Below are 17,698 nucleotides of genomic sequence, written 5' to 3'. Positions count from 1 at the left end.
CTCGCGGGTTTCCGCGGCCGCGACCGCAGCAGCGGCACGAAGACAACGATGGGGGAAGGCATGGGATACCGGCGCTCGGCCGCTCGCGCGGCGCTTCTGGCTTCTGTTTCCGCTCTCGGGAGCGGTCTCATCCTCGGCCTGCCGGCGGCCGCATCCGCGCAGGACGCTGCGGCCGGGCAGGTGGACGAGGTGGTCGTCACCGGCACCCGGCGCGCCGGCGTGACCCTGACGGAGTCCTCGACGCCCGTGGACGTGGTGTCGGGCGAAACGCTGCAGCGGCAGGGCGCCTCGGACCTCAATGACGCCCTGAAGACCACCGTTGTCTCCCTGAACGTCCAGAAGTTCGTGGCGCAGGACGCCTCGGCCTTCGTCCGTCCCTTCAGCCTCCGGGGCCTGCCGCCGGACCAGACGCTCGTGCTGGTGAACGGCAAGCGGCGGCATCGCTCGGCCGTGGTGCAGATCACCAACCAGCCGCTCGCCGCCGGCGCCCAGGGGCCGGACCTTTCGGCGATCCCGGCCATCGCCGTCGACCGCATCGAGGTGCTCCGCGACGGCGCGGCGGCCCAATATGGGTCCGACGCCATCGCCGGGGTGATCAACTTCCAGCTGAAGCGGGCCCGCGAGGGGGTCACCGCCATCGCCCGCTACGGCCAGTTCTACGAGGGCGACGGCGAGGACTACAACCTGCAGCTCAACGTCGGACTGCCGCTGGGCGAAGAGGGCTTCTTCAACGTCAGCGGCGAGCTCTCCAGCTCCGCCAAGACGTCCCGCGGGCGCCAGCGGCCCGACGCTCAGGCCCTGATCGACGCCGGCAACACGGCGGTGCCCGACCCGGCCCAGCGCTGGGGCGCGCCCAGCGTCGACGCCGCGCGCCTGTTCTTCAACGCTGAACTCCCCACAAGCGGGACGGCCACGGCCTACGCCTTCGGAAACTTCGGCCAGGCCTCGGCCGAGTCAGACTTCTTCTACCGTCCGCTGAACCGCGCCGATGTCTTCGCCAGCGTGCCATTGACGAACCAGCCGGGCGGGCCCCGCTTCAGCTTCACAAGCCGGTTCCCGGGCGGCTTCGCGCCGGTCTTCCGCAGCAACATGCTCGACATGAGCCTGACGGGCGGCGTCAAGGGGGAGGCCTTCGGGGGACTGCGCTACGACCTCAGCGCCGGGCTCGCGCAGAACGAGATCGAATTCAAGCTCGACAACACGGTCAACCCGTCCCTCGGGCCGGACTCGCCCGCCTCCTTCCGCGCCGGCGAGCTGCAGCAGCGCGAGGCCCGGCTCAACGCCGACTTCGTCTACCCTGTCGAGACGGGAATGTTCGCCGAGCCGCTGAACGTGGCGTTCGGGGCGGAGTACCGGCGCGAGACCTTCGAGATCAAGGCGGGCGAGCCCGCGTCCTACCAGGCCGGGCGGTTCGCCAGCCTCACCGATCCCGACACCGGCCGGATCATCGGGCTGGCGGTGGGCTCCAGCGGCTTCCCGGGCTACACGCCGGCTTCCGCAGGCGCCTTCTCGCGCAGCAACTGGGCGGCCTACGTCGACCTGGAGACCGAGGTCGTCGAGCGGCTGACCGTCGGTGCGGCGGCCCGCTACGAGGACTTCTCCGACTTCGGCTCCACCTTCAACTGGAAGCTGACCGCCCGCTACGAGCTCTTCGACGGCCTGGCCCTGCGCGGCTCGGTCAACACCGGCTTCCGCGCGCCGACGCCCGGACAGTCCAACATCTCCGACGTTGCCACCAACATCGACCCGCTCACCGGCGGGCTGCTGCTGATCGCCACGCGGCCGCCCACCGACCCGATCGCCCAGTACTACGGCGCGAAGCCGCTCAAGGAGGAGGAGTCGAAGAACTTCGCCTTCGGCGCCGTGCTCGACGTGGCCGGCTGGGTGCTGACGGCGGACTATTTCAACATCGAGGTGAAGGACCGCATCGCCCTCACCTCGCGCATTCCGATCACCGCGGCCGACCGCGCCGCCCTCGCCGCCCGCGGCACGCCGGCCGGGGACCTGCAGAGCGTCCGCTTCTTCGGCAACTTCTTCGACACCGAGACCGAGGGTCTGGATGTGGTGCTGTCCAGGTCCTGGCCGTTGGACATCGGAAGGGTCGGCCTCACGGCGGCGGCCAACTACACCCGCAGCAAGGTGACCAACCTTCGCGACGCCCGCGCGGTGGATCGTGAGCGGCGGATCGAAATCGGCCGGTTCAATCCCCGCTGGCGGGGCAATGTCACGGGCACCTGGGAGAGTGGCCGCTGGAACGTGCTGCTGCGGGCGAACTACTACGGCGCGTGGGTCGATGCGGTGCCCAACGCCACGCCGACAGCGCTGTCCTTCGATCAGGGTTTCGGCGCGGAATGGCTCGTCGACGCCGAGGTCAGCTACCAGGCGACCGAGAACATCTCCATCGCCGTGGGCGCGGACAACCTGCTCGACGCCTACCCCGACAAGGACCGGCGCCAGGCGCAGATCAACAACGGCATCGTCTATCCGCAGTTCTCGCCCTTCGGATTCAACGGCGGCTTCTGGTACGTGCGCCTGACCGGCAAGTTCTGACCGCCGCCCGCCTCCGCTTCCTTCCCACGAGAGAGGGCCGCCCGGCGCGGCCCGAAGGCCCCGCATGACCACCGCTTCCTTCGACGACCGCTTGAAAGACCTCGCCATCGAGCTGCCGCCGGCCGGGGCGCCTGTCGCCAACTATGTCCCCGTGGTGCTGCACGACGGGCTCGCCACGGTGTCCGGGCAGCTGCCGCGCGACGCCGGAGGGCTCGTCACGGGCAAGGTCGGCGAGGGCCTCACCCCCGAGGCGGCGCAGGCGGCGGCGCGGCTGTGCGGGCTTGCGGTGATCGCGCAGCTGCGGGGGGCCCTCGGCGGTCGCCTCGACCGGGTCGTGCGCTGCGTCCAGCTGACCGGGTTCGTGAACGCCGGCCCGGCGTTCACCGACCATCCGCAGGTGGTCAACGGCGCCTCGGACCTGATGGTCGAGGTGTTCGGGGAGGCGGGCCGGCATGCCCGCGCCGCCGTCGGAGCCGGCAGCCTGCCCCTCGGGGCGGCGGTGGAAGTGGCGGCGGTCTTCGCCATCCGGCCCTAGGGCGGCGAGAACCGACCGAAGCGGCTCTCGCACGCCTGGGCGAGGGCGTCGCGATCGGCCTCCAGAAACCCCACCAGTTCGTCCACCAATCGCGAGCGGGCCCGATGCGGCGGCAGGATCATCAGAGAGCGGAAGGCGATCGCCGGCTCGAACGGCCGCGCCGCCAGTCCGAGCGGCTCGAAACGGTCGGACACGTAGGTGAGCGAGTTGGTCAAGCCGACGCCCACACCCTCCATCGCCAGCTGGCAAACGGTGGCGGCGAATTGCGTCTCCACCACGAACTTCGGCGTCGCGGCGGCCGACGCCAGCGCGGCGTTGAACTGGATGCGGGCGGTGTCGTCCGGCGCCAGGGAGATCACCCGCTCGCCGTCCAGCATCCCGGGGCGGATGACCGGCTCGCCGATCAGCCGGTGGCCCGGCGGCATGACGCAAATGCCGCGGGTCTCGATGAACGGCTTCACCACCAGGTTCGAGCGGTCGATCTCCTCGGCGCACAGGCCGATGTCATAGGAGCCGCTGGCCACCAGGTTGCGGACCGTCACCGAGTTGCCGATCTCGAAGCGGATCGAGACGTCGGGGCGACGGTCCGTGAACCGCTTGAGCGCCTTGGGCACGAAGGAGAGGCCCAGCGCCGCGGAGCTGGCGATCCGCACCGATCCGGTGCCCACCGCACGGATCCGCGCCACCGACTGCCGCAGTCGGTCAAGGCCGACGAAGGTGTCGAGGACCTCCTGGTAGAGCAGGTGCGCTTCCGGCGTCGGCGTCAGCCGAGGACCGCTTCGCTCGAACAGCTTCAGCTTGGTGGTGTCCTCGAGCCGCTTCAGCGAGCGGCTGATGGCAGGCTGCGACACGCGCAGCAGCTCGGCGGCGGCGGTCGTGGAGCCGGTCTTCATCACCGCGCTGAAGGCCTCGATGAGCGTCAGGTTCATGGCCGCATCATAACCTCGGCGCATGAATTCGCCGCAACTATGAATTTGAACGAGTTCCAGGGCCGGGCTACGCCGGGTCCCGAAGGGAGTACAGCATGCGCGACCCCACACTCTGCCTGACGCCGGGGGACGGCCTCGGAGGCGCGTTCGAGAGCCTTGCGGTGCCCGTGCACCGGGCGTCCACCGTGGTCTTCCCGACCGTGGCCGCCTACCAGGGCCGTCGGGACGAGATCTACGACGGCTTCTCCTATGGCCTCTACGGCACGCCCACGTCCCGCGAACTCGAGACACGGCTGGCGCGCCTGGAAGGCGCGGCGCGGACGCTGGCCCTGCCTTCCGGCTTCGCGGCCATCGCGATGACGACCCTCGCGGCGGTCCGCCCGGGAGAAGAGGTGCTGTTCCCCGACACAACATACGACACCGTGCGACCGTTCGCCGAACGGTTCCTCGCCGGCCTCGGCATCGGCTCGCGCTACTACGATCCGATGATCGGCGCCGGCCTGGCCGAGGTGCTCGACGGGGGGACCCGCCTGGTGTGGGTGGAGTCGCCCGGCTCCATGACCATGGAGGTGCAGGACGTTCCCGCCATCGCCGCCGCGGCCCACGCCCGTGGGGCCATGGTGGCGGCCGACAACACCTGGGCGACGCCGCTGCGGTTCAAGGCGCTGGCGCACGGCGTCGACTTCTCCGTCTGCGCCCTGTCGAAGTACGTGGCGGGGCATTCGGACGTGATGATGGGCTCGGTGTCGGTGAACGATGTCGGGCTCTACCGCAAGCTCAAGGACTACAGCCGCTTCCTCGGGCTGGGGGTCTCGGCGGACGAAAGCAGCCTCGTGCTCCGCGGCCTGGAGACGCTGGCGATCCGCATGGACCGCGCCGAACAGTCCGCGCGGCGACTGGTGGACTGGGTCGTCGCCCAGCCCGGCGTCGCCGAGGTGCGCTTCCCGCAGTTGGCCACGTCCCCCGGCCACGCCCTGTGGCGGCGCGATTTCACCGGCGGGGCGGGTCTGTTCTCGGTCTTCCTGGAGGATTGGACCCGTCCGGCGCTCGCCGAAGCCGTGGAGTCGCTGCAGCTGTTCGCCATCGGCGCCAGCTGGGGCGGCACGCGCAGCCTCGTGGCGGTGCTCGACCGGCCGCCGCTGCGCACCGTGGCGCCGCCGGCCCACACCGGGCCCGTAGTCCGTTTCAGCATCGGACTGGAGGATCCCGAGGATCTTCTGCAGGACCTTGCCCGTGGCTTCGCCCGCCTCGCCGCCCCTGACCAGGGCGGCGGCGCCCAGCGACGGGCCTAGGCCATGCAAGGCAGCTCGGTCCAGGCGGCGCCGGACACACGCCCCGCCGCCCGCACATCCGCCCTTGCCAGGCTCGGGGCGGCGAGACGGCGGCTGGCCGCGCTCGGACTGGTCGGTGTTCTGGCCGCCGCCTGCGCCCCCGGCGGAGCCGGGGAGGAGCGCGGCGCGATCCCGCGCATGAAGGGCCGCGACTACGTCACCTGCGGGGCCAGCCAGGGGATCACCGGCCTCTCCCGGCCCGACGAGCGGGGCGTCTGGCGCGGCTTCGACGTCGACGTCTGCCGCGCCTTCGCCGCGGCGCTGCTCGGCGACGCCCAGAAGATCCGCTTCATCCCGCTCAACGCCGCGCAGCGGCTGCCCGCCTTGCAGACCGGCGAGATCGATGTGCTCTCGCGCACGACCACCATGACCTTCACCCGGGACATGGCGGTGCGCTTCGTGACCGTCACCCAGTTCGACACCGACGTGCTGATCTTCCGCAAGCGCCTGGGGGCCGCCTCGCCCGCGGACCTGAACGGCCGCACGGTCTGCCTGCAGAGCGGCGGCAGCTCCGCCGACAACACGCTCACCCGGGTGGAGGCGGAGGCGAAGATCCGCTTCGAGCGGGTCTATTTCGACTCCACCATCACCGCCCGCGACGCCTACTTCTCGGCGCGCTGCGACGTCTATGTCACCGACGGCTTCCTGGGCGCCAGCCAGGTGGCGACGGTGGCGCGCGACCCCGACGACCACGCCCTCCTCTACCTGGACCACCTGCTGCCCCAGGGGGTCGCCATCGCCCGCGGCGACGATCGCTGGTTCGACGTCGTCCGCTGGACGGTGAATCTGTTGATCTGGGCCGAACAGAACGGCGTGACCCAGGCCAATGTGGACGAGCTGCGGCGCAGCGGCCCCGCCGATGTGCGCCGCGTGCTCGGGGCCGACCCGGCCTTCGGCCGGGCCATCGGCCTGGAGCCGGACTGGGGCTACCAGGTCCTCAAGCAGGTGGGGAACTACGGCGAGATCTGGGAGCGCAACCTCGGCGCCCGCACCCGCATCAAGGCCGACCGCCGCCTCAACCGGCCGTACAAGGACGGCGGCCTGCTGTTCCCCTATCCCTGGGACGTGTGAGCCGATGACGGCGCATTCCTCCGCCCCCCGACGCCCGCGCCGGGTCCCGGCCTCCCCCGCCGCCATCCTGGCGCAGGCCGGCGCGGTCGCCCTGGTGGCGGCCGCGCTCCTGCTGGTGGCGGTCAGCACGGCGGCCAACCTGCAGGCCCGGGGCCTGCCGCTCGGATTGGAGTTCCTGGGGGATCGCGCCGGCTTCAAGATCGCCGACACGGTGCTGCCCTTCGGCCCGGAAGACACCTACCTGCAGGCGATCGGCGTCGCCGTCGCCAACACCGTGTTCCTGTCCGCCCTGGTCTGCGTCGCCGCCACCGTCATCGGAACGGCGCTGGGCGTCGCCCGGCTGAGCGCCAACCCCCTCGTCGCCGGGCTGGCGGCGGTGTGGGTCGAGGCGATGCGCAACACCCCGCCGGTCCTGCTGCTCATCTTCCTCTACGCCTACTGGGGGCAGGTGATGCCGGTCGGCGGGGCCCGGGAACTCTTGCCCGGCCTGCTGGTCTCGATCCGCGGGGTGGCCGCCCCCCGCCTCGTGGCCGAGTGGCCGCTCCTCGGCCTCGCCGGCGCGCTCGCCGCCGGGGCCGCCGTCTATGGCGCAGCCGCCCTCGCCGGCCGCGCCGCCGCCCGCCGCGGCCGGCCACGCCCCCACCGGGCGGCTGCGGCGGGCGTGATCGTCCTGGGGGCGCTGGCGGCGTTCGCCATTCACCCGCCGCTGCGTCTGGAAACGCCGGCGGCCACGGGCGACGACCTGGCCGGCGGGGCGCGCCTGACGCCGGAGTTCGCCACGGTGTTCGCCGGCCTCACCGTCTACACCGCGGCCTTCATCGCCGAGATCGTGCGCTCGGGCGTCCAGTCGGTGCCGCGCGGCCAGTGGGAGGCCGCCCGCGCGCTCGGGCTCAAGGAGCGGCAGATCCTGCGGCTCGTGGCCTTCCCGCAGATGCTGCGGGTGATCGTCCCGCCGATGACCAGCCAGTACATCAACACGGTCAAGAACAGCACGCTCGCCATCGCCATCGGCTATTCGGAGTTCATGACCGTGATGGGGACGGTCATCAACCGGACCAACCACCCGATCGAGGGCACCCTGATCATTCTCCTCGTCTACCTGGCGCTGAACCTGGCGCTGGCGGCCCTGCTCGACCTCTACAACCGGCGCGTCCAGCTGGAGGGCCGCTGAGATGACCTCCGTCGCGACCCCGGGCCCGCCGCGGGCCGCCCGCGGCCCCGCCGTCCTGGCCGCGAGGCTGTTCGGCTCGCCGCTCAACGTCGTCCTGACCCTGGCCGTGGCCTGGGCGGCCTGGTCCCTGGCCGCGCCGCTGGTGCGTTGGGCGGTGCTGGACGCCGCCGTCCTGCCGGCCGAACCCGCCGCCTGCCGCGACATCTCGGGGGCCTGCTGGAGCTTCGTCGTCGCCAAAAGCGGCCAGATCCTGTTCGGCATCTATCCCATCGAGGAGCGGTGGCGGCCGACCCTCGTGTGCGCCGTGCTGCTGGGCCTGCTCGCCTATTCGCTGCGGCCGGCCGCCTGGCGGCCGCACCTGGCCGCGCTCTGGGCCGCGGCCCTGCCCGGCGTGCTGCTCCTGATGTTCGGCGGCTTCGCCGGCCTGAGCTATGTGGCCACCACCATGTGGGGCGGCCTGCCCGTCACCCTCATCCTCACCGTCACCGCCATCGGCGGCGCCTTTCCGCTGGCCATCCTGCTGGCCCTCGGCCGCCGCGCCGACCTGCCGGTGATCCGTACGCTATGCGTGCTGTTCATCGAGGTCACCCGGGCGATGCCGCTGCTGAGCCTGCTGTTCATCGCCTCGATCATGTTGCCGCTGCTGCTTCCGGAGCCGCTGCTGCCCGACAAGTTCTTCCGGGCGATGATCGCGCTGCTGCTCTTCGCCGCCGCCTACCTGGCGGAGGTGATCCGCGGCGGCCTGCAGGCCTTGCCGCCCGGCCAGGCCGAGGCGGCCCGGGCGCTGGGGCTCGGCTACTGGCGGACCCAGCGCTTCGTGGTGCTGCCGCAGGCCCTGGCCCTCGTGATCCCGAGCCTCACCAACACCATCATCGTGATGATCAAGAACACCAGCCTCGTCCTGGTGGTGGGACTGTTCGACCTGATCAGCTCCGGCCGGGCGGCCCTGGCCGACCCGGAGTGGAGCTCCCCCGCCATGGAGACCTACATCTTCATCGCGTCCGTCTATTTCGCCCTGTGCTTCGGCTTCGGCCGCTTCGCCCGGGCGCTCGAACGCCGCGCCGAGGCCACGCCATGACCCGAGAGACGCCTTCCCCCGCCGCAGACCTGGCCGTCGAGGTCCGCGACCTCCACAAGTGGTATGGCGAGTTCCACGCCCTGCGGGGCGTGGAACTCGCCGTCGCGACGGGCGAGCGCATCGTCATCTGCGGCCCGTCGGGCTCCGGCAAGTCGACGCTGATCCGCTGCATCAACCAGCTCGAGCGCCACCACGCCGGGGTCGTGCGCGTGGACGGCCTCGAAGCCACCGCCGAGCCCCGGCGCCTCGAGGCGATCCGGCGGGCCGCCGGCATGGTGTTCCAGAGCTTCAACCTCTTCCCGCACCTGACGGTGCTCGAAAACTGCACGCTTGCGCCCGTGCGGACGGGCGTCGCCACCCGCGCCGAGGCGGAGGCGCATGCGATGGCCCTGCTCGGGCGCGTGCGGGTCGCCGACCAGGCGCACAAGCGGCCGGGGCAGCTGTCCGGCGGCCAGCAGCAGCGGGTGGCCATCGCCCGGGCGCTCTGCATGCGGCCGAAGATCATGCTGTTCGACGAGCCCACCTCGGCGCTCGACCCGGAAATGGTCAAGGAGGTGCTCGACACCATGATCGAACTGGCCGGCGAAGGCATGACCATGCTGGCGGTCACCCACGAGATGGGCTTCGCCCGCCAGGTCGCCGACCGGGTGGTGTTCATGGACCAGGGCCAGATCGTCGAGTCCGCCCCGCCCGGCGACTTCTTCGCGCACCCTCGGCACGAACGCACCCGGGCTTTCCTCGGCCAGCTCCTGCATTGAACCTGCCGCCGCCCATGCCCTTCGCCCGCCAGCCCAATCCGGTGTTCAGCGCCGAGTACCAGCAGGTGCGCGAGGTGCTTGTCGCCGCCCGTCGGGCTGCGGGCCTGTCGCAGCGCGACCTCGCCGCGGCTCTCGGCAAGGCCGGCTCGCACGTGTCGATGATCGAACGCGGCCAGCGCCGGGTGGACCTGCTCGAATTCCACCGCATCGCCCTGGCGCTCGGGTGCGATCCGGCGAGCCTCTGCGCGGCGGTCCAGGCCCGGCTGGACGGACTGGCGACGCCGGCCGCGGCGGACGCGCCCGGGGCTTCGCCTGAAGCAGAATTCATGTGACCCGGCGCGGGCGTCTGGCGTAACGTCCCAGCAAATGCGGCTCCTGCTCGCCCTTCTGGCCCTTGTCGGCCTGCTGCTGTCGCCCGCCGCCGCCTCGGCGGGGGCCGCGGCCTGCGCCCACCACATGGGCGAAGGCCAGGCCATGGTGATGGACGGGGCCATGCCCGGCGCCGCCATGGCGCAGGCCGACACAGGGGCGGCCGGAGACCACGGCTGCTGCGATCCCGCCGGGGACAACCCCGTCAAGCACGACAGCAAGGCCTGCGCCCAGGCCTGCGCGCAGATGTGCGTCACCACGGCGGCGATCGCCGAACCCGGGCCGGCGCCGGCGCGCCGCATCGGGCGCATGGTGCTGGAAGCCGCCACGCCAAAGAGCTACCGGGCCCACCCGCCGCCCGGGCTCGAACGCCCCCCTCGTCCCTTCGCCTGAGCCGGCCGCTTCGCGGCCGGGCGCCGTCGCCCGCAGGGACCTTCGGACCTGCGGACGCCGGGACGCGCCGCGCGCCCCCGCGCGGATCTGCTACGCCCCTCTTCAGGTGAAACCGACATGGAAATTTCAACGCTCCTGGGCGCGGCCGCTGCGGCGACCCTCGCCCTCGCGCCGGCCGCCCACGCGGCGGCCGCCGCGCCCGGCTCCGCGGAGACGATCGTGCGCGCCGAGCGCTCGCCGAACGGCAAGGACGTCTTCGTCCGGCGCGTGACGGTCCCTCGTCCTCGCGCGCAGGTCGCCGCCCGCCCGGCGGCGGCCGATTGCCCGATGATGGCGCCGGCCGCACGGGCCGCCGTCCCCGAGCCGCGGCCCTAAGGGCCAGCGGCGACCCTGCCGTCTTGCGGCAGGCGGGACGCGGCGCGGCGCTCCCCCACTGACGCGCGCCGCGTCCCGGAGTCGCTCCGGAGATCCCATGCGTTGCCTGTTTCCCCTGCCCCTCATCCTCCTGGCGCTGGGCGGTCCGGCGCACGCCGGCCCGCTCACCTTCGAGCAGGCCCTCGCCCGCGCCCGGAGCACGGCTCCGCCGATCCGTTCCGCGACCCTGCGGACCGAGGCCGCCCGCAGCGCGGCCGGGGCGGCCGGCCGCCTGCCGGACCCCCAGCTCAAGCTGGGCGTCGAGAACTACCCGGTCTCCGGGCCGATGGCCGGCCGGTTCGGAGCCGACGAGATGACGATGGCGACCATCGGCCTCATGCAGGAGATCCCCAACCAGGCGCGCCGTCGGGCGGAGGTCGCCGGGGCCCGGGCCGACGCGGCCGAGGCCGAGGCCCAGGCCGGCGTCAGCGACCGCGAGGTGCGGGTGGGCGCCGCCCTCGCGTGGCTCGACCTGCACTACGCCGAGCGGCGGCTGGCCGCCCTCGATGAGGTGCTGCGGCAGCTGCAGCCGCTCTGGGACGCGGCGCCTTCGGCGCTGGCCTCCGGCGCGAGCCGGCCGGCCATGGCGCTCACGCCCGTCCGGCTGCGCGCCGGCCTCGAGGATCGGCGCGGCGAGCTGGCGGCGGCCGCGGCCCGCGCCCGCGCCGAACTGACCCGTTGGACCGGCGACCCGGCGCCCGTCGTCAGCGGCCCGCCGCCTGATGCCGCGCCGGATCCGGTCCGCCTGCGGACCGCGCTGGACGCCCATCCGGCGCTGCAGGTCTTCGGCGCGGCGGGCGCCAAGGCCCGCGCCGAGGTCGAACTCGCCCGGGCGGCCAAGCGGCCGGACTGGGCGGTGGAGGTCGGCTACGGCCGCCGCGATCCAATGTTCGGCGACATGGTGTCCGCCGCGGTGACCGTGCGGCTGCCGCTCTTCCCGACCCGGCGGCAGGATCCGCTGATCGCCGCACGGCGCGCCGAGGCGGCGCGCGTCGGGGTCGGGCGGGAAGCCGCCCGTCGCCAGCTCGCCGCCGAACTCGAGGGCGATCTCGCAGAGCACGAGATGCGCCAGGCGCAATGGGCGCGCGCCCGCGACGTCGTGCAGCCGGCCGCCCAGCAACAGGCCGACCTCGAGACGGCCAGCTACGCCGCCGGCCGGGCCGGCCTGACCGACGTGCTGCAGGCCTTCACCGAGCTCGCGGAGGTGCGCCTGACCGTGATTGAGCGGGAAGCCGCCGCCGTCCGCGCGGCGGTCCAGATCAACCTCGGCTACGGCGAGGCCCCATGACCCCGACCCGCGTTTCCCGCACGACCCTCGCCCTCGCCGCCGCCGGCCTCCTGGCCGTTGGGGCCGGAGCCGGCTTCGGCCTCTCACGCCTCGTCCAGCACAGCCCCGGCGCCTCGGCCGAACCCGGCCGCGAAGTGCTCTACTGGTACGACCCGATGGTCCCCGGCCAGCGGTTCGACCGGCCGGGAAAGTCTCCGTTCATGGACATGCAGCTGGTCCCGAAATACGCCGACGAGGCGGGCGCAGAGACCGTCGCGGTCGATCCCGCCCGCATCCAGAGCCTGGGCGTGCGGCTCGCCCGCGTGGAACGGGGCCCGTTGCCGAGCGAGGTCACGGCGCCCGGCGTGGTCGACTTCAACGGCCGCGACCTCGTGGTGGTCCAGGCCCGCGCCGGCGGCTTCGTGCAGCGGACCTACCGCCGCGCGCCCGGCGACGTCGTCGGCGCCGGCGCGCCGCTGGCCGACGTCCTGGTTCCCGAGTGGGGCGGCGCCCAGGCCGAGTTCCTGGCCGTCCGGCGCACGAAAGACGCGGCCCTGACCGCCGCGGCCCGCCAGCGGCTGGCGCTGCTCGGCATGCCGCCAGGGCTGATCGCCGCGGTCGAGCGCAGCGGGCGGCCGCAGACGACGTTCCGCGTCACCGCCCCGGCCGGCGGCGTCATCCGGACGCTCGGCGTGCGGAGCGGCATGACCCTGAGCGCCGGCCAGACCCTGGCGGAGATCAGCGGCCTTTCCACGGTCTGGTTCAATGTCGCCGTGCCCGAGGCCGTGGCCGGGCAGGTGCGGCCGGGCCAGGCGGTGGGCGTGACGATGGCGGCCTACCCGGGCGAGCGGCTCGCCGGGCGGGTGTCGGCCATCCTTCCGGAGGCCGCCGCGGAAAGCCGGACCCTGACCGCCCGCATCGAACTGCCCAACCGGGGCGGACGGCTGCGCCCAGGCATGTACGGGCAGGCGCAGTTCGCGGGCGCGGCCTCGCCTGCGCTGCTCGTTCCATCCGAGGCGGTGATCCGCACCGGCCGCCGCGCGCTCGTCATGCTGGCGCAGCCCGGCGGCCGGTTCCGGCCGGCCGAGGTGCAGGTCGGCCGTGAGGCCGGCGACCGCACCGAGATCCTGGCGGGGCTTCAGGCCGGCGAGCAGGTGGTGGCTTCGGGCCAGTTCCTGCTGGACTCCGAAGCCAGCCTCGCCGGACTGGATGCGCGCCCCCTCGGCCCCACGGCGCCGGCGCAGGCGCAGCCCGGCGCCTACGAGACCACCGGGCGGATCGAGCGGCTTGAGGGGCGCTCCATCACCCTGAGCCACCAGCCTGTGCCGGCGCTGCAGTGGCCGGCCATGACCATGACCTTCACCCTCGCCGATCCGAGGCTGGCGGCCGGCCTCAAGGAGGACGACACGGTGCGCTTCGCCTTCGACCAGGCCGGCGGCGTCGCGACCGTGCGCCGCATCGCCAAGCTGGAGGCGGGCCGTTGATCGCCGCGCTCATCCGGGCGTCGGTCCGGGGGCGGCTGCTGGTCCTGATCGCGGCGGTCGCCCTGCTCCTCGCGGGGCTCTGGGCCGTGCGCACGACGGCGGTCGACGCCCTCCCCGACCTGTCCGACGTGCAGGTGGTGATCCGCACCACCTACCCCGGCCAGGCGCCGCAGATCGTCGAGAACCAGGTCACCTATTCCCTGGCCACGACCATGCTGTCGGTGCCGGGGGCCAAGACGGTCCGGGGCTATTCCTTCTTCGGCGACAGCTTCGTCTACGTGGTGTTTGAGGACGGGACCGACCTCTACTGGGCCCGCTCGCGCGTCCTCGAGTACCTCAACCAGGCGCAGGGGCGGCTGCCGGACGCAGCCCGGCCGGCCCTAGGCCCGGACGCCACCGGCGTCGGCTGGATCTATGAATACGCGCTGGTCGACCGCAGCGGCCGGCACGACCTCTCCCAGCTCCGCAGCCTGCAGGACTGGTTCCTGCGCTACGAGCTCAAGAGCCTGCCGGGCGTCGCCGAGGTCGCCAGCATCGGCGGGATGGTGCGCCAGTACCAAGTGGTGGTCGATCCGACGAAGCTCGCCGCCTATGGCGTCGCCCACGCCGAGGTGGTGGAGGCGCTGCGCAACGCCAACCAGGAGGCGGGGGGCTCGGTCCTGGAGCTCGGCGAGGCCGAGTACATGGTCCGCGCCGGGGGCTATCTGGCGAGCCTTGAGGACTTCCGGTCCGTCCCGTTGCGCACGGCGGCGGGCGGCGTCCCGGTGCGCCTGGGCGAGGTCGCCACGGTGCAGGTCGGGCCGGAGATGCGGCGCGGGATCGCCGAGCTGAACGGCCAGGGCGAGGTCGCCGGCGGCGTGGTGGTCCTGCGGTCCGGCGAGAACGCCCGCGCGACGATCTTGGCGGTGAAGGCCAAGCTTCTGGAACTGAAGCGCAGCCTGCCCCCCGGCGTCGAGGTGGTGACCACCTACGACCGCTCGCAGCTGATCGACCGGGCCATCGCCAACCTGACGCAGAAGCTGGTCGAGGAGTTCATCGTCGTCGCCCTGGTCTGCGGGCTCTTCCTCTGGCACGCGCGCTCGGCGCTGGTGGCGATCCTCACCCTGCCGCTGGGCGTGCTCGCCGCCTTCCTGGTGATGCGCGGCCAGGGGGTGAACGCCAACATCATGTCCCTGGGGGGCATCGCCATCGCCATCGGCGCGATGGTGGACGCCGCCGTCGTGATGATCGAGAACGCCCACAAGCACCTGGAGCGCTGGGCGCACGACCATCCCGGCGAGACGCTCCGGGGCGAGGCCCGCTGGAGGGTGGTGACGGACGCCGCGGCCGAGGTGGGGCCGGCGCTGTTCTTCAGCCTGGTCATCATCACCCTGTCATTCGTGCCGGTGTTCACCCTGCAGGCGCAGGAAGGCCGGCTGTTCGCGCCGCTGGCCTTCACCAAGACCTACGCCATGGCGGCCGCCGCGATCCTTTCGGTGACGCTGACGCCGGTCCTGATGGGCTATCTGATCCGCGGGCGGATCCCCGCCGAGGCCGACAATCCGGTGAACCGGGCGCTGACGCAGGCCTACCGGCCCGCGCTGGACTGGGTCCTGCGCCGCCCGAAGACGACGCTCCTGCTGGCGGCGCTGGCGTTCGCCACCACCGCCTGGCCGCTCAGCCGCCTGGGCGGCGAGTTCCTGCCGCCCATGGACGAGGGGGACCTACTCTACATGCCGTCCGCCCTGCCGGGCATCTCGGCGGCCAAGGCCGGCGAGCTGCTGCAGCAGACCGACCGGCTGATCCTGACGGTGCCGGAGGTGAAGACGGTGTTCGGCAAGGCGGGCCGGGCGGAGTCGGCCACAGATCCGGCCCCCCTGGAGATGTTCGAGACCACCATCCAGTTCAAGCCGCGCGACCAATGGCGGCCCGGCATGACGCCGGAGAAGCTGGTCGACGAGCTCGACCGGACCGTGAGGGCGCCGGGCCTCGCCAACGTCTGGGTTCCGCCGATCCGCAACCGCATCGACATGCTGGCGACAGGGGTGAAAAGCCCGATCGGCGTGAAGGTGTCCGGCGCCGATCTCGCCGAGCTGGACCGCATCGCCGGCCGCATCGAGGCGATCGCCAAGACCGTGCCCGGCGTGAACTCCGCACTGGCCGAGCGACTGACCGGCGGACGCTATGTGGATGTCGACATCGATCGGGATGCAGCCGCGCGGTACGGGCTCAACATCGCGGACGTGCAGGGGATCGTCTCCAGCGCCATCGGCGGCGAGACGGTGGGCGAGACGGTCGAAGGCCTCGCCCGCTACCCCATCAGCGTGCGCTACCCGCGCGAGTTGCGCGACAGCCTCGAAGGCCTGCGCACCCTGCCCATCGTCACACCGCGCGGGCAGCAGATCACCCTGGGCACGGTGGCCCGGGTCGGGATCGCCGACGGCCCGCCGATGCTGAAGACGGAGAACGGCCGCCCCTCCACCTGGGTGTATGTGGACGTCCGCGGACGCGACCTCGCCTCGGTGGTCGAAGACCTCCGGCGCGCCGTGGCCCGCGAGGTAAAGCTGTCGCCCGGCGTCAGCGTCGCCTACTCCGGTCAGTTCGAGTACCTGCAGCGGGCCGCCGAGCGGCTGAAGCTCGTCGTGCCCGCGACGCTCGCGATCATCTTCCTGCTGCTCTACCTGACCTTCGGCCGCTTCGACGAGGCGGCCCTGATCATGGCCACCCTGCCGTTCGCGCTGACCGGAGGCATCTGGGCGTTGTACCTCCTGGGCTACCACCAGTCGGTGGCGACGGGGGTGGGGTTCATCGCCCTGGCCGGCGTCTCCGCGGAGTTCGGGGTCGTGATGCTGATCTACCTCAAGCATGCCCTGCGCGACCGCGGCCCCGACCCGAGCCGCGAGCAGGTCGAGGCGGCGGTGCGCGAGGGCGCCCTGCTCAGGGTCCGGCCCAAGGCCATGACCGTGGCGGTGATCCTGGCGGGCCTCTTCCCGATCCTGATCGGCCATGGCGCCGGTTCGGAGGTGATGAGCCGGATTGCCGCCCCCATGGTCGGCGGCATGCTCACCGCGCCCCTGCTTTCGATGCTCGTCGTGCCCGCAGGCTACCTCCTGCTGCGCCGCCGCCTAGCAACCTCTGCTTCAAACCCGGAAGGAGAATCCCCATGAAGCGCGCTTGTCTCACCGCCGCCGTTCTGAGCGCCGCCCTCGGCTTGGCGGCCTGCGGTCAGGGGACCGAGCCCCCGGCCGAGGCGACCCCGGCCCCGGAGACGGCGGCCTCGCCCGCGAACGGCGGCGACAGCACGACGGGAATGAACATGGCTTCGGCCGAGGCGGGCAAGACCGCCAAGGGAACCGGGACGGTGACCGCCGTGGACCCCGCGGCCGGCACGATCACCATCGCCCACGGTCCGATCCCCGAAGCGGGTTGGCCGGCGATGACCATGGGCTTCAAGGCGGCCCCGGCGGTCGTGCGGGACGTCGAGGTCGGCGACAAGGTGGCCTTCGACCTGAGGCTCGAGAACGGCGCGGGCGAGATCACCGCGATCCGGAAGCCCTAGGTCAGCCGGTGCGCGCGGCGAAGTAGCGGGCCGGCGTCACCCCGGTGGCGGCGCGGAAAGCCCGGATGAAGTTGCTGGCGCTGCCAAAGCCGAGGTCCAGACCGACCTGGGTGATGGACTGGCCTTCCGCCATTCGGATCAGCGCCGCCCTCAGCCGCACCTGACGGCGATAGGCGGTGAAGGTGAGCTGGGCGCGGCGCTCGAATTCGCGGGCCAGCGTGCGGCTGCTGACCCCAAGCTCGGCCGCCCAGGCCGCGAGCGTCCGCTCGTCGGCCGGGTCCGCCCGCAAAGCCGCCGCCAGGACGCCCAGGAGCCGCCCCGCGAGTTCGGGGATGAAGAGGGCGGGCGCCGGCTCGAGATGGACCTCGTCGGCGAAGAGCAGCGCCAGGCGGCGGCGGCGCGCCGGGCCGGCGTCCGGGATCCCGCCGATCAGCGCCTTCAGCAAGGCGCTGACGGGGACCACGCCGGGTCGGCTGGGCAGCCGCCGCAGCCAGGCACCTGCGCAGTAGACGCTCACCATGTCGAAGCCGCGCGAGGTCTCCACCCGGTGCGGCTCGCCCGCGGCAGCCAACAGGCCTGCAGCGGCGGCGTCACCCACTGTCCCTGGCCGGTGTGCAGCACCATCACGCCCTGCTCAGGGTAGATCAGCTGCGCCCGCGGATGATCATGCCAGTGGCCGGAGAAGCCAGCCTCGAACCGCGCGCGCTCGGCGATGAGCATCGACCGGCTCCTGTCGTCTTTGGAATGTTTCTCGTCTGAATAGCACCTATCCGACAGGGCCGCAGTCCCCCAGCCTGGGCGACCCGAGGA

Annotated in this window: 17 protein-coding genes; 14 read left to right on the top strand and 3 right to left on the bottom strand. The window is 72.6% G+C overall.

What is annotated here, in order from left to right:
* The first annotated feature begins 60 nt into the window (after window positions 1-60).
* A complete protein-coding gene (locus PHZ_RS08065) occupies window positions 61-2,550 on the top strand; it encodes a TonB-dependent receptor plug domain-containing protein (RefSeq protein ID WP_012522022.1) in 2,490 nt (829 codons plus the stop codon).
* Between the two features lie 64 nt (window positions 2,551-2,614).
* Complete coding sequence (locus PHZ_RS08060; RefSeq protein ID WP_012522021.1) at window positions 2,615-3,085, top strand: RidA family protein; 471 nt, start codon at window positions 2,615-2,617, stop codon at window positions 3,083-3,085.
* Here the strand turns inward: PHZ_RS08060 and PHZ_RS08055 are convergent.
* On the bottom strand, window positions 3,082-4,014 hold the full coding sequence (locus PHZ_RS08055; RefSeq protein WP_041373349.1) for a LysR substrate-binding domain-containing protein: 933 nt from the start codon (window positions 4,012-4,014) through the stop codon (window positions 3,082-3,084). The two genes, PHZ_RS08060 and PHZ_RS08055, sit on opposite strands and share 4 nt — an antisense overlap.
* Window positions 4,015-4,109: 95 nt before the next feature.
* Here PHZ_RS08055 and metC point away from each other — a divergent pair, with 95 nt between their 5' ends.
* From metC to PHZ_RS07995, 12 genes are all read left to right on the top strand, one after another.
* Complete coding sequence (gene metC, locus PHZ_RS08050) at window positions 4,110-5,306, top strand: cystathionine beta-lyase (RefSeq protein WP_012522019.1); 1,197 nt, start codon at window positions 4,110-4,112, stop codon at window positions 5,304-5,306.
* 3 nt (window positions 5,307-5,309) lie between these two features.
* The gene (locus PHZ_RS08045; protein WP_148216818.1) at window positions 5,310-6,416 is read left to right on the top strand and encodes a transporter substrate-binding domain-containing protein; all 1,107 of its coding nucleotides are present in this window, start codon (window positions 5,310-5,312) and stop codon (window positions 6,414-6,416) included.
* A 4-nt stretch (window positions 6,417-6,420) separates the two neighbouring features.
* Window positions 6,421-7,587, top strand: coding sequence for an ABC transporter permease subunit (locus PHZ_RS08040; RefSeq protein WP_012522017.1), 1,167 nt, complete (start codon window positions 6,421-6,423; stop codon window positions 7,585-7,587).
* Between the two features lies 1 nt (window position 7,588).
* On the top strand, window positions 7,589-8,665 hold the full coding sequence (locus PHZ_RS08035) for an amino acid ABC transporter permease (RefSeq protein ID WP_012522016.1): 1,077 nt from the start codon (window positions 7,589-7,591) through the stop codon (window positions 8,663-8,665).
* Window positions 8,662-9,423 carry an amino acid ABC transporter ATP-binding protein gene (locus PHZ_RS08030; RefSeq protein ID WP_041373348.1) on the top strand — a complete coding sequence of 254 codons (762 nt, stop codon included), beginning with the start codon at window positions 8,662-8,664 and terminating at the stop codon, window positions 9,421-9,423. The genes PHZ_RS08035 and PHZ_RS08030 overlap by 4 nt, the downstream gene beginning before the upstream one ends.
* Before the next feature lie 14 nt (window positions 9,424-9,437).
* The gene (locus PHZ_RS08025; RefSeq protein ID WP_236611881.1) at window positions 9,438-9,755 is read left to right on the top strand and encodes a helix-turn-helix domain-containing protein; all 318 of its coding nucleotides are present in this window, start codon (window positions 9,438-9,440) and stop codon (window positions 9,753-9,755) included.
* A gap of 34 nt (window positions 9,756-9,789) precedes the next feature.
* Window positions 9,790-10,185 carry a hypothetical protein gene (locus PHZ_RS08020; RefSeq protein ID WP_041373347.1) on the top strand — a complete coding sequence of 132 codons (396 nt, stop codon included), beginning with the start codon at window positions 9,790-9,792 and terminating at the stop codon, window positions 10,183-10,185.
* Window positions 10,186-10,302: 117 nt separating this feature from the next.
* A complete protein-coding gene (locus PHZ_RS08015; RefSeq protein ID WP_041373346.1) occupies window positions 10,303-10,560 on the top strand; it encodes a hypothetical protein in 258 nt (85 codons plus the stop codon).
* Window positions 10,561-10,657: 97 nt separating this feature from the next.
* Window positions 10,658-11,887: a TolC family protein gene (locus PHZ_RS08010; protein WP_012522013.1), complete on the top strand. Its 1,230-nt coding sequence runs from the start codon at window positions 10,658-10,660 to the stop codon at window positions 11,885-11,887.
* Complete coding sequence (locus PHZ_RS08005) at window positions 11,884-13,350, top strand: efflux RND transporter periplasmic adaptor subunit (RefSeq protein WP_012522012.1); 1,467 nt, start codon at window positions 11,884-11,886, stop codon at window positions 13,348-13,350. Before PHZ_RS08010 ends, PHZ_RS08005 begins: the two co-directional genes overlap by 4 nt.
* Window positions 13,347-16,496 carry an efflux RND transporter permease subunit gene (locus PHZ_RS08000; protein WP_012522011.1) on the top strand — a complete coding sequence of 1,050 codons (3,150 nt, stop codon included), beginning with the start codon at window positions 13,347-13,349 and terminating at the stop codon, window positions 16,494-16,496. Before PHZ_RS08005 ends, PHZ_RS08000 begins: the two co-directional genes overlap by 4 nt.
* Entirely contained in the window at window positions 16,493-16,888 is a 396-nt protein-coding gene (locus PHZ_RS07995) for a copper-binding protein (protein ID WP_012522010.1), read from the top strand. The genes PHZ_RS08000 and PHZ_RS07995 overlap by 4 nt, the downstream gene beginning before the upstream one ends.
* 1 nt (window position 16,889) lies before the next feature.
* Here the strand turns inward: PHZ_RS07995 and PHZ_RS07990 are convergent, their stop codons facing one another.
* Both PHZ_RS07990 and PHZ_RS07985 read right to left on the bottom strand, forming a co-directional pair.
* Window positions 16,890-17,432, bottom strand: coding sequence for a helix-turn-helix domain-containing protein (locus tag PHZ_RS07990; RefSeq protein WP_049758175.1), 543 nt, complete (start codon window positions 17,430-17,432; stop codon window positions 16,890-16,892).
* Window positions 17,402-17,608: an AraC family ligand binding domain-containing protein gene (locus tag PHZ_RS07985; protein ID WP_041373345.1), complete on the bottom strand. Its 207-nt coding sequence runs from the start codon at window positions 17,606-17,608 to the stop codon at window positions 17,402-17,404. The genes PHZ_RS07990 and PHZ_RS07985 overlap by 31 nt, the downstream gene beginning before the upstream one ends.
* Between the last annotated feature and the right edge of the window lie 90 nt (window positions 17,609-17,698).

This window comes from Phenylobacterium zucineum HLK1 (assembly GCF_000017265.1).
GTDB lineage: Bacteria > Pseudomonadota > Alphaproteobacteria > Caulobacterales > Caulobacteraceae > Phenylobacterium > Phenylobacterium zucineum.
This window is presented reverse-complemented; position numbering and strand designations above follow the sequence as displayed.